Source organism: Pantoea anthophila (assembly GCF_026104315.1).
Lineage (GTDB): Bacteria > Pseudomonadota > Gammaproteobacteria > Enterobacterales > Enterobacteriaceae > Pantoea > Pantoea anthophila.
This window is the reverse complement of the sequence record NZ_CP110473.1, coordinates 619,665-631,744: the sequence shown is the minus strand read 5'-3', so window position 1 is coordinate 631,744 and position 12,080 is coordinate 619,665. Positions and strand designations below refer to the sequence as shown.

Annotated in this window: 8 protein-coding genes, 1 tRNA gene and 1 pseudogene; 7 read left to right on the top strand and 3 right to left on the bottom strand. The window is 48.7% G+C overall.

The annotated features are described in order from the left end of the window. Positions 1–265 precede the first annotated feature (265 nt). The 3 genes from rpsU to rpoD all read left to right on the top strand — a co-directional run bounded on the left by rpsU (position 266) and on the right by rpoD (position 4,418). Positions 266–481: a 30S ribosomal protein S21 gene (gene rpsU / locus OJ965_RS05595; RefSeq protein ID WP_001144069.1), complete on the top strand. Its 216-nt coding sequence runs from the start codon at positions 266–268 to the stop codon at positions 479–481. Positions 482–599: 118 nt separating this feature from the next. Next, positions 600–2,345 carry a DNA primase gene (gene dnaG, locus OJ965_RS05590; protein WP_009087304.1) on the top strand — a complete coding sequence of 582 codons (1,746 nt, stop codon included), beginning with the start codon at positions 600–602 and terminating at the stop codon, positions 2,343–2,345. 231 nt (positions 2,346–2,576) lie between these two features. Continuing rightward, entirely contained in the window at positions 2,577–4,418 is a 1,842-nt protein-coding gene (rpoD, locus tag OJ965_RS05585) for an RNA polymerase sigma factor RpoD (protein ID WP_009087305.1), read from the top strand. Between the two features lie 41 nt (positions 4,419–4,459). Here rpoD and mug read toward each other — a convergent pair whose 3' ends face one another. Beyond that, positions 4,460–4,990, bottom strand: coding sequence for a G/U mismatch-specific DNA glycosylase (gene mug, locus OJ965_RS05580; RefSeq protein WP_058956436.1), 531 nt, complete (start codon positions 4,988–4,990; stop codon positions 4,460–4,462). Between the two features lie 374 nt (positions 4,991–5,364). Between mug and OJ965_RS05575 the strand changes: the two genes are divergently transcribed. Beyond that, positions 5,365–5,440, top strand: a tRNA-Ile gene (locus tag OJ965_RS05575). 155 nt (positions 5,441–5,595) lie between these two features. Then, a pseudogene (locus tag OJ965_RS05570) lies at positions 5,596–6,353 on the top strand (phage portal protein); the annotation flags it as partial. An 87-nt stretch (positions 6,354–6,440) separates the two neighbouring features. On the opposite strand, the gene OJ965_RS05565 reads toward OJ965_RS05570, so the two are convergent. Both OJ965_RS05565 and OJ965_RS05560 read right to left on the bottom strand, forming a co-directional pair. Further along, positions 6,441–7,682: a nucleotide-binding protein gene (locus OJ965_RS05565; protein WP_265138176.1), complete on the bottom strand. Its 1,242-nt coding sequence runs from the start codon at positions 7,680–7,682 to the stop codon at positions 6,441–6,443. Positions 7,683–8,542: 860 nt separating this feature from the next. Next, positions 8,543–9,259, bottom strand: coding sequence for a hypothetical protein (locus OJ965_RS05560; protein WP_154929166.1), 717 nt, complete (start codon positions 9,257–9,259; stop codon positions 8,543–8,545). 1,369 nt (positions 9,260–10,628) lie between these two features. Between OJ965_RS05560 and OJ965_RS05555 the strand changes: the two genes are divergently transcribed. Next, the gene (locus tag OJ965_RS05555; RefSeq protein ID WP_265138175.1) at positions 10,629–11,318 is read left to right on the top strand and encodes a DUF1120 domain-containing protein; all 690 of its coding nucleotides are present in this window, start codon (positions 10,629–10,631) and stop codon (positions 11,316–11,318) included. A 63-nt stretch (positions 11,319–11,381) separates the two neighbouring features. Next, a complete protein-coding gene (locus OJ965_RS05550) occupies positions 11,382–12,062 on the top strand; it encodes a fimbria/pilus chaperone family protein (RefSeq protein ID WP_111208126.1) in 681 nt (226 codons plus the stop codon). Positions 12,063–12,080: the final 18 nt, after the last annotated feature.

Sequence of the window (12,080 nt, the reverse complement as noted above, 5' to 3'; positions counted from 1 at the left end):
TTCTTGCGGCGCGCAGTTTATCACAGCAATGGGAGATGCAGCGCGGCCATCCCGCGTAAAAAGTCATTTTCTGTCGGCTAAAGAGTGCGCTATACTCCCGCCCCTGGAAAAACCGGCAGCCGCACAGGCAAACGCTCCTGTTGGTTTCAAATTGTCCATGGTGCTTTACAAACCAACCTGGGTTGGAGTAAAATGCTGCACCATTTTGAAATGTGCTGGCGCCGCAGTCAGCAGCAAAACCGAATTTTATCGAGGTGAGAGTTACATGCCGGTAATTAAAGTACGTGAAAACGAGCCATTTGACGTAGCACTGCGTCGCTTCAAACGTTCTTGCGAGAAAGCAGGCGTTCTGGCTGAAGTTCGTCGTCGTGAGTTCTATGAAAAACCGACTACCGAACGTAAGCGCGCTAAAGCGTCAGCAGTTAAGCGTCACGCCAAGAAACTGGCTCGCGAAAACGCACGCCGCACTCGTCTGTACTAAGTCGTTCCGGAGGTCCGCCTCCACCGCGTGATTCACGCAGACAGAGTCAAGTAAAAGGCCGTGCTTTCCGAAAGGAAGCGCGGCTTGTTGCCGTTTATGAGCTGAAAAACCGGGGCGTATGGCTGGACGAATTCCACGCGTATTTATCAACGATTTACTTGCCCGCACGGATATCGTGGATCTTATCGATGCCCGCGTTAAGCTGAAAAAGCAGGGTAAGAATTTCCACGCGTGCTGTCCTTTCCACAATGAAAAAACCCCCTCTTTCACCGTAAACGGCGAAAAACAGTTTTATCACTGTTTCGGCTGTGGCGCACACGGCAATGCCATCGACTTTTTAATGAACTTTGATCGTCTGGAGTTTGTTGAGAGTATCGAAGAGTTAGCCACCGCCCACGGTTTAGACGTGCCTTATGAAGCAGGCAGCGGGCCCAGCCAGATGGAACGCCATCAGCGCCAGAGCCTGTATCAGCTGATGGAGAGCCTGAACGGTTTCTATCAGCAGAGCCTGCAGCAGTCCAGCGCGCAGCCAGCCCGCGACTATCTCGATCGTCGTGGTCTGAGCGCCGAAATCATCGATCACTTTGCGATAGGGTATGCCCCCGCCGGCTGGGACAACGTTCTCAAGCGTTTTGGCAAGCAATCCGAAGACCGCGAGTCACTGATGGAAGCGGGCATGCTGGTCAGCAATGACAAAGGCCGTACCTATGACCGGTTTCGCGACCGCGTCATGTTTCCGATTCGCGATAAGCGTGGCCGCGTCATCGGTTTTGGCGGACGTGTCCTGAGTAACGAAACGCCGAAATACCTGAACTCGCCGGAAACACCGATTTTCCATAAAGGCCGCCAGCTCTATGGCCTGTATGAAGCAGTAAAAAATCATCCTGAACCCGCCCGCCTGTTAGTGGTCGAGGGATACATGGACGTGGTTGCGCTGGCGCAGTATGGCATCGATTATGCCGTTGCGTCGCTGGGCACCTCCACCACGGCTGAACACATTCAGTTGCTGTTCCGCAGTACCGACACCGTGATCTGCTGTTACGACGGCGACCGGGCCGGACGTGAAGCGGCATGGCGTGCGCTTGAGACCGCATTGCCTTACATGAATGATGGTCGTCAGCTACGCTTTATGTTTTTACCCGATGGCGAAGATCCGGATACGCTGGTTCGCAAAGAGGGTAAAGCCGCTTTCGAGGCGAGGATGGAGCAGGCAATGCCGCTCTCTTCGTTTCTGTTTGATAGCCTGCTGCCGCAGGTGGATCTGAGCTCACGCGACGGTAAAGCGCGCCTCAGTACGCTGGCTTTACCATTGATTACGCAGATCCCCGGTGAGACCTTACGTATTTATATGCGTCAGGAGCTGGGGAATAAACTGGGTATTCTCGATGACAATCAGCTTGAAAAGCTGATGCCAAAGCTGGCCACAAGCGGAACGGCGCCGGTTGCCCCGCCGCTTAAGCGTACCACCATGCGCGTGCTGATTGCGTTACTGATTCAGAACCCGCAGCTGGCGTCGATGGTGCCTTCGCTTGACGGGCTGTCTGAGTCAAAAATGCCGGGTTTACCGCTGTTTATTGAATTAGTCGGTCGCTGTAATGAGAATCCTGGATTGACCACCGGACAGCTACTAGAGTTATATCGCGGAACAAATTTTAGTCAGACGCTTGAAACGCTGGCGATCTGGAACCACATGATAGTAGATGAAGAAGCCGAAGCGGTGTTTCAGGACTCGCTGGCCAGCGTCTACGACTCAGCTCTGGAAGAGCGTCTGGAGTTTCTGATAGCGCGTGAACGCACCCAGGGACTGAGCGCCGATGAGCGCCGTGAGCTCTGGACACTCAGTCAGGCGTTTGCCCGAAAATAATTTAGCACGCTGCCCGTTCTGATGGAGGGCGGCGTGGCTGTTTTAAGGCCGTGGGCGTTAAGCCAGGCCTGTACCACCAACGATTTATACACGCGGCTTAAGTGCCGATTACTGATGGGCAAAGCCCACGCCGCGACGAAGGCAGCGGCAAGAATTAAAGGCCTTCACTGCTATTGTTGGCTCGCTGCCGACCGACACCAATCTAATTAACAGAAGTGTGGATACCGTCTTATGGAGCAAAACCCGCAGTCACAGCTCAAGCTTCTTGTCACCCGTGGTAAGGAGCAAGGCTATCTGACCTATGCTGAGGTCAATGACCATCTGCCGGAAGATATCGTCGACTCCGATCAGATCGAAGACATCATCCAGATGATTAACGACATGGGTATTCAGGTGGTTGAAGAAGCCCCTGATGCCGACGATCTGATGCTGAACGAAAACAGCTCCGATACTGACGAAGATGCCGCGGAAGCTGCCGCTCAGGTGTTATCCAGCGTTGAATCTGAAATCGGGCGTACGACTGACCCGGTTCGCATGTACATGCGTGAAATGGGTACCGTTGAACTGCTGACGCGCGAAGGCGAAATCGACATCGCGAAGCGTATCGAAGACGGTATCAACCAGGTTCAGTGTTCCGTTGCCGAATACCCTGAAGCGATTACTTACCTGCTGGATCAGTACGACAAAGTTGAAGCAGGTGAATCACGCCTTTCCGATCTGATTACCGGTTTCGTCGATCCTAACGCAGAAGAAGATCTGGCCCCAACAGCTACGCACGTGGGCTCCGAGCTGTCTGAAGCCGATCGTAACGACGACGAGGATGAAGACGAAGACGAAGACGACAACTCCGAGGACGATAACTCCATCGACCCGGAACTGGCGCGCGAGAAGTTCTCCGATCTGCGCAAGCAGTACGAAACCACCCGCAGCGTGATCAAAAGCAAAGGTCGCAGCCATGCCGCCGCCGTTGCTGAAATCCAGAACCTCTCTGACGTCTTCAAACAGTTCCGCCTGGTACCGAAGCAGTTCGATTACCTGGTAGGCAGCATGCGCACCATGATGGAACGTGTCCGTACCCAGGAACGTCTGATCATGAAGCTCTGTATTGAGCTGTGCAAAATGCCGAAGAAAAACTTCATCACCCTGTTCACCGGCAACGAAACCAATGAGAGCTGGTTCAAAGCGGCGCTGGCGATGAACAAGCCGTGGTCTGAGAAGCTGCTGGAAGTGCAGGATGACGTTATGCGTTCCCTGCAGAAGCTGGCGCAGGTCGAAGAAGAGACCGGCCTGACCATTGAGCAGGTTAAAGATATCAACCGTCGCATGTCGATCGGTGAAGCCAAAGCGCGTCGCGCCAAGAAAGAGATGGTGGAAGCGAACCTGCGTCTGGTTATTTCAATTGCCAAGAAATACACCAACCGCGGTCTGCAGTTCCTCGACCTGATTCAGGAAGGTAACATCGGCCTGATGAAAGCGGTCGATAAGTTTGAATATCGCCGTGGTTACAAGTTCTCGACCTATGCGACCTGGTGGATCCGTCAGGCGATTACCCGCTCTATCGCGGACCAGGCACGTACCATCCGTATTCCGGTGCATATGATTGAGACCATCAACAAGCTCAACCGTATTTCGCGCCAGATGCTGCAGGAGATGGGTCGCGAGCCGACGCCGGAAGAGCTGGCTGAACGCATGCTGATGCCAGAAGATAAAATTCGCAAAGTACTGAAAATCGCTAAAGAGCCGATCTCGATGGAGACGCCGATTGGTGATGATGAAGATTCACATCTGGGCGATTTTATCGAAGACACCACGCTGGAGCTGCCGCTGGATTCTGCTACGTCAGAGAGCCTGCGTTCTGCCACCCATGACGTACTGGCTGGCCTGACCGCGCGTGAAGCGAAAGTGCTGCGCATGCGTTTCGGTATCGATATGAACACCGACCATACGCTGGAAGAAGTGGGCAAACAGTTTGACGTAACGCGTGAGCGTATTCGTCAGATTGAAGCCAAAGCCCTGCGTAAACTGCGCCATCCGAGCCGCTCGGAAGTGCTGCGTAGCTTCCTCGACGATTAAGTCCGACAAAAACCCCGGTTCGCCGGGGTTTTTTATGCCTGCTACTCCCCTGCCCTGCTCTCCTCCGGATGCAGCTCCCGGTAAAGCTGACGATAAGCTTCGACCATCTCCTCCAGTGAGGCGCGATTAAGGCCGCTGGGATTTGGCAGCACCCACACCTGGGTTTTCCCCATAAAGACGGGCTGCTTACCCCATTCCACTTTGCGCTGCTGAAAGGCATGACGAAACGCATCCTTACCCAGGATGGCGAGCGCGGCGGGCTGGTAATTCAGCACCTTTTCCATCAGGCGTCTGCCGCCCTCACGTAGTTCATCCGTGGCAAGCTGGCTCGCCTGCACCGTGGGTCGCTCAACCAGCATGGTGATACCGCAGCCGGTTTCGGTTAAGCGCTGCTCCTCTTCCGGTTTCAACTGCTCCCGGGTGAATCCGGCCTGATGGATGACTTTCCAGAACCGGTTGCCGGGATGAGCAAAGTGAAAGCCCTGATGGGCGGTTGACTGGCCGGGATTAATGCCGCAGAACAGCACATCAAGCCCCGGAGTGATAATGTCGCGGATAGCGTGTTCACTCATGCCTTTCCCGCCCTGCTGTCGCTACGCTGTGGCGTAAGCGCTCTGCTGCTCTGCTTCTCCATAGAACGTCCTGTGCTCTCTGCCACGTAATCTCTGGCTAAGATAGTAGTGATTACGCTCAGTACATTCCAGCCTTCAGGACTCAACGCGTTCCGCTATCGACATGACAGAGGCAGCACACGACTGCTGCAGCCTGATGTCCAGTTTCGCTAAAGGCACGGCGTCGCATTTTCCACGCTGTTTTAAAACTTCGCTAACGCCGTTCGCCAGTTTTGTTATAGAAATCAGCAGGTAAATCGCTGCTGTTTATTTCAGCAACCGATGGCGGAGTGCTGGATCGCCCTGAAGAGATACTTTATAATCCCCGCTCCGCTGGCCCCTTAGCTCAGTGGTTAGAGCAGGCGACTCATAATCGCTTGGTCGCTGGTTCAAACCCAGCAGGGGCCACCAAATTTTAGCTGTTAAATCAGCAAATTAAAGCCACCTTTCAGGGTGGCTTTTTTGTTGGCCGCCTTTGCTATTGGCGGTAAAATGGCGGCAGAATTTCATCTTCCTCTCTGTTACCACCACCTTTCGTACCATACGGCTATCGGCAACTGAGTTAACGCTCTTTCACCCGTTTTGAGCTGGATCATCTGATTTACGGTAGTGCCTCTCTTGAGAAAAGGATTAGTCGCCTCGGTAACATGCTGCTGTTCGGTTTCTCAGGAGCTGAAGCTGGAACCATTGCTGGCGATATTCACCCGGCGCGGCCTGGCCCCGGATACATACAGGTATGCACATCACGGCATTAACATGGAGCCGTATGAGTTTGCCAGCAGCATGATCTTTCACCTGATGGAGCCGGGCATCAATCAGGAGTTTTACGGCCCTACCCACCAGCTATTCCTCCGGCGCTGCTGAACGAGGCAGCCACGCTGTTTCGCCGCAAGTATTATCTGAACGGCAGCGATACCGGTTTCATCATGTACATGATCGATCCGCCGCAGAGCCAGCGGGACGTGGATAATATCCGCAGCGCCATGAAAAGCGCAAAAGGCCCTGGCAACTTCCGCAACCTGTTTATGTACAGCCCGAACGGGAAAAAGGACGGCATCCAGACCATCTCCCTGTCAGAGGTGGCGGCAAAGGATGAATTTCTGAACATCAATAACGTGGGCCGTGATGACATGATGGCGGAGCACCGCGTACCGCCGCAGCTGATGGGTTCATCCGAAATAACACTGGCGGATTCGGTGACGTGGAAAAAGCCAGCCGCGTGTTCGTGCGTAACGAACTCATATCACTCCAAAAGCGTTTTGAAAAATTGAATGATTGGCTGGGTGATGAAATAATAAAGTTTTCACCCTATAAAATCGAATAGATTAAAAAATATATAGAAATCAAATACCCACATTATTGCATCAACATCATTAATTTATCCCCGTACAAAAAAGTCACGGGGAATTAATTAAAAACTGGAAGATTCAGGAAGTGTAGAAACATAGTTATCATAAACGACTGGAACTTGAGGGAAACGACTCATCCAATTTAGGAACGTTTTTGGTAGCTGTCCTTTCCACTTTTGTACATTAGTGAAATATCTTATTTTTTCATCATTCAGATAAGCCACCCATACCTCCCCTTCCGTACCAAAGATAACTGCGCCTTCATTATATGTATATAGTCCTCGCACCCCTCCTTCATACGCTCTTCCAATGAAAGTATCTAGATTCTCTCTCTCTCCAATTCCTTCCATAACCCTCTTGAATTCAAAGTAATGCTGTCCCATTACTTGGTATAAACGTTGAAGTTCCATTTCATTGGCAAATCCAAAAGCAAATAAATGATCTTCGTCGCACCGAAGCTCACAATTGAACGTCGCTCCCATCCCGCGCCAGTACTGACAACTAACATTTTCGTTGATTTTAATGTATCTTCTTCCCTCAAAAATGCTACGTCTGAAACTTAGTTCCCCAAAACCTATCCCATCGGGTTCCCTTATGCGCGCATATGCTGAATCTCTGGAAACAAAGACAGCCTCTCCGATTATCTCTCCAATATGTGCTCCGTTTGTGACTTTTAAATCAAACAAAAATCCGTTAGAAGAAGTTTCTCTTATAAATAATTCACCACCATAGCTTCTTCTTTGCTCTGAAAACCATTTCCCCCACCAAATTAAGGCATCCTGACCGGAGGAAATAGAACCCAGCTTAGAATCGTTAAGAGACTCCTTCAAAGCTGATTCAATCCTGCCTTGAAGTTGACCTTTAGCTTCTGATTTTGACTCGATAGAAGGATCAAGTGAATATGCTATAACCCTTCGTCCTCTAAGATCAAAAGGAAGTTCTTCGGGTGAACCATAAAATGTGTTCTGTACCATTATTACCCTATCCCAGCCCAATTGTGATACTGCATAACCCAGTTCAATAAGCACATTTGGATTTGCTGTTTTTCTTCCGGATAATTGTGCATTTATTATTGAAACATCTGCAACAAATATATCTGCCAGTGAAATCTTGTTGAAAATACTTTCACTAATAGATGGTGATCCTAGTAACCCACTTGTGTCTCTATCTAATACAGGGTAAATGCTTTCACTATCATCTTTTTTTATTGCTTTCATTGCTTTTTTTAAAGCATCTTCGATTAAATTTCTGTTAGCTCTTGAATCAAGATCTGACTGCCATGAGTAAAAAATCGTTCTTTGCATTTTTAGTTACCTCCTTTTGATGGTTAAGAAACAATATCTAAAAATTGTTAGATTTAAAAACACAATTAACATTTCTGGCGCGCGCTCGTATCCCCGCCACGCCTGCCCGCTTTATGCAGCGGTTTTCATGCAGGTGCATGACATAAAAAAAAGCCCGCCAGTACTGGCGGGCCGAAGCGTCAACGATCCTTATGGGATCGTGCGGACTCATGCAGCATAGACATGCACTCTCCTGCACAGAGTCAGAACAGCGGCATGTTGTCATCTGTAGCAATGAAGCTAATATCAACCAGAATGTGATTTACCATCTCCTGTAGATAAAGGAGACCCTGCGAAAGAGAAACAAGGGCAGAAATCACAATCCAGAAAACATCATCATGAGCGCGGTCTGATCAGAAGCCAACGCCATTCTCTTTTAGATGCTGAAAGAAAACTAATCTGCCTGGCGTATAATCAATCAGACAACTTCCTGTTTATAACTCTGCTTCTGGCGCGACTTTACCAACCTGAGCGCGCCAGCAGTTCGCGGCTATAATAAGGTTAACGTCTGCCGGGCCATACAGAGGGGCATTAACGGACCTGGAAGTCGCATCACCTGCAATCACTTCATAGTGGTTAAGATGACTCATTTTTGATATACACCCCCTTAAGCACCAATAATTTTCACTATTTTCTTTTAGATCTGAACTGTATTTTATTGAAAACCTTAACGCTCAATACGAATATTACGGCGATAGTGATTAGCAATAGCCTTCCCCAGTAATCTGGAAAAAATACCACATAAAACACCCCTGAAATAATCACCAGTAATACAGGCGCATAATCAATAGCAATATTCAATATAAACTTCGTTAAGAAACTCATTTTATACCATCCAGTAACCTGATAATATCCTGCTCAGTTGGCGATGTTCTTCCACTTAATTTCATATTAAAAGTGTTGATGACTTTCTCAATATAAATATAGAGCATTTCAAGATTATTTTTGTAAAGAGCCTGATAAAATAAAGGGTTGGTTGAGTGGAGACGTCGCGCAGCCATAGCCGATTTTTGCACTTTCCCATAAAAACCTAATCCTGATAAAGCAATATAGCTGGTACCATTTATAGCCGTTCTGATAGCTATAGAAATTGGCGCGGCTTCTGCCATTCCTTTAGCCATTGCATATGAGATAGCAAGTTTTGTGACTTTCGATGCTTTGCCGTTAGCAGCGAATCCAGCAATAGACATGACTTTTTTCTGTATTGGAGAGTCAGGGTTTTCCAGTTTTCTTGCATCCTGATCGCGTAACAGATAGGCAGTGTAGAGTTGAAACATATCTAAAAAGACATCTTTTCTTTTGTACGCTTCATAGACAGAAAGAAACATTCGTTTATCTTCAAGATTTAATTCGCTGCAAACATCTCTGTACTTATCTGTAAGGCAGGAAGTGCGCCATGAAAGCCGTTCTGTACCCGAATATATGTCGCTTAAATTCTCTCTGGCAGCATTTCCTACTCCCTGCAATCCCTTACTGAAAGCATCGGCAATCTTCTTATCTGCTGTGATCTTTAATTTTAAATATTGTGATAGCGCCATTAGTAATCATCCTTTTTTAATGGCGCGTCATTATACAGAAATTATAGTCAAAAAAAACCGATGAGTTTGGCGCTTGTCCTGAAGAAAACATAGAGCAAGATGCAAAGCCACTGTGCAGGAAGTGCTTTAAATGAGCCAGTAAGACTACTGTATCGCGGGAGGCAGACAGGGTACATAAACTGGCCCGACCGAGGTAAAGCGGTTAATCGCCAGCTTTTTCCGGCCATATAATATCCTGCAGAGTTGCACTATCAAACTTTTACACTGCCGAACCTGTTGTGCCCTGCTGTGCCTTGTCTGCGCCATTAATGATGCCAGGCAATGGATGTGTTTGCTATCATGAGTCTTAACAGGACGGGCGTGTTTATCCAGGTGAGAAGTCTGGCAGCGATCCTCTTCTCACCTGATGCGAATGCTATAGAGACAGCAGCAACGTCACTTCATTGATTATGATGAAGAGTGATAGTCTGGGTTCACAACGATGAAAACGGAGCGATACAGATGCATCCTTTACTCGAAATGCTCGCAGATTTGCTGGTGAGCTGGCCAGTATCCTCAGGAAAGCGGGATAAAAAGCCAGTCAAAGACAAAAGGAAGATCTCAGGTCTTGATTACAAACCTATCTGCAGGATAACAACCGATCACAACATTTCGAATACAAAGCAGAAAGAGGAAAGCAGGCAATCGCACTCTATTCGCCGTTAAAACGCACTCTCGTAAGTAATTAAACCACTTCAAACTGCCTCATTGATTCCCTGCTAAAGGAAGTTTCAGTTCGCCTCTGTCGGTATGCCCTGCATGACTGCAATAGAGACAGGTAAGCAGGGATAGCAGAGGCGCTCCTGTGTCACAGCAGATTGCAGCACAGCGACCGGTTCTATGCCTGCCAGCAAACTTCTGTTCATCATCCGCCGCATCTTCACCCCATTTCAGCAATGAGCTGAAAAAAACGACACCCTCGCAATTTCTTACTCCCGCTTTCCCCTATTTTAAAAACCAAGATTACCGGCAACTTTATTATTATCATTTTCGCATTACTGTTATGGCTCGATCATAAATTCAATATTAAAGTAAAAAACCCATAACGCATCAAATACACCATAAACAACTATCTGCAAATGAAGACAACTTTACTTATTCGTTAACTAAACCATTAATAAAGTTCTATGTTAGCCTGACCTTCCTGAATCAAAATTAAAAATCAGGAGAAGGCGATTAATCAGTGTGCTCAGTTTAAGGGATAAGAATATTATGCGCCTCATATCTCTTATTCATTATCACTTTGCACGCTGATTACTCCGCACAGCAAAGAGAGCGTTCGGTCTGTTCAGAACTGCTCATTTATAACAAATCTGATAAGAGAGATAATATGAGAAAATTATTATTAAGCACCGCCATTATTGCCGCGATGGCGTCCGTCAGTTTTGCGGCTCAGGCTGCAGAATCTGCGACCCTTTCCATCACGGGTACCATCACTCCAGCCGCCTGTGGTGTGGCATTAAGCTCTGCAAGCATTGATCTTGGCACCATCGCCGCAGCGACACTGCTGAAGGACAGCAATGTTAAACAGGGCAACACCGTTACCCTGAATGTGGATTGTGAAGCGCCTGTCGCGATTGCCGTTCAGACCACAGATAACCGTGCGGCAAGTGCCATGACGCTAGCGAACATGTCTGAAGAGATGAAAGCAACCGTTTCAGGCTTATCAGATGCACACATTTTCGGCTTAGGGACAGACAGCGCTCAGGGACACGTGGGGGCGATGGCACTGGCGATTACCGACGCAACCGCCGACGGTGCAGCGAATACCAATGTGCTGACCAGTAGCGATAAAGCGGCATGGTCTCTCACTCATGTGACGGCTACAGCACCCGCAACGCTGACTAAAAACGGCTATTTTACCCTGGCGGCGGATGCCAATAGCACCACCCCGGCAGCCATGACTAAAGCCTCCTATTCCATTGCGTCAAGAATGATTCTGAAGAAAGCGGATGCCTACCCGAGTGGGGAAGAAGTGCCTATTGACGGTAACGTCACTTTCTCTGTGGTTTATCTGTAATTTTTCATGATTGTCAGCGAAGGCCGTCCGGCCTTCGCGTTTTAAATACAGGGTAAAAATAAAATGAAAATAATTCTCTCTGTTGCCATTCTCTTTTCCTTGTCTGTATCCGGCGTATTTGCAGCCGGCATGAAGCCTGAAGTACCGGCTTTATTTCTTGATGACCAGAATCGTGAAGTGACGGTTAATGTACTGAACACAGACAGGGATACGGCGCTGCTGCACAGCAGCCTGCAGACAATTCCTGAAGACCCTGAAAACCGGCTGATTATTACCCCTCAACTGGTTCGTGTCGATGGAGGGAAAAACCAGCAGATCCGGGTGGTGTTAAAAGAGGGTGTCAGGCTGGATACCCAGAAGATGCAGCGAATTAATTTTGTCTCTATCCCGCAGGATGATGGTAAAAAGAATCGCGCCCGCATTCTCATTGGCCAGAATATTCCGGTCATTATCTCCCCCGCCAGCCTGCCGGTAAACACCGCGCCCTGGACAGGGCTGACCTTCCATCTTTCAGGTGCCTCTCTGCACATTGAAAATCCGACACCTTATATCGTCAGGCTCACCAGAGAGATTAATTTACTGCCCGGCAAAGGGTCGGTTGAACTGAAAAATTCCTACATTCTTCCGGGTGAAAAGTTTGATGTGGCTCTGCCTGCTGCCTCCGCAAATAAGGTGAAAGCCCTGCTTCTGCACCCCGTCACCCGATATGGAATTTTAACCGCCCCTTTTAATGTGCCGCTCTGAGTCCGTTCACCTTTATCC

Bases quoted from the DNA above. Each gene is read 5' to 3' on its own strand.
- rpsU (WP_001144069.1), top strand. From the start codon at position 266: ATGCCGGTAATTAAAGTACGTGAAAACGAGCCATTTGACGTAGCACTG.
- dnaG (WP_009087304.1), top strand. From the start codon at position 600: ATGGCTGGACGAATTCCACGCGTATTTATCAACGATTTACTTGCCCGC.
- rpoD (WP_009087305.1), top strand. From the start codon at position 2,577: ATGGAGCAAAACCCGCAGTCACAGCTCAAGCTTCTTGTCACCCGTGGT.
- mug (WP_058956436.1), bottom strand. From the start codon at position 4,990: ATGAGTGAACACGCTATCCGCGACATTATCACTCCGGGGCTTGATGTG.
- OJ965_RS05565 (WP_265138176.1), bottom strand. From the start codon at position 7,682: ATGCAAAGAACGATTTTTTACTCATGGCAGTCAGATCTTGATTCAAGA.
- OJ965_RS05560 (WP_154929166.1), bottom strand. From the start codon at position 9,259: ATGGCGCTATCACAATATTTAAAATTAAAGATCACAGCAGATAAGAAG.
- OJ965_RS05555 (WP_265138175.1), top strand. From the start codon at position 10,629: ATGAGAAAATTATTATTAAGCACCGCCATTATTGCCGCGATGGCGTCC.
- OJ965_RS05550 (WP_111208126.1), top strand. From the start codon at position 11,382: ATGAAAATAATTCTCTCTGTTGCCATTCTCTTTTCCTTGTCTGTATCC.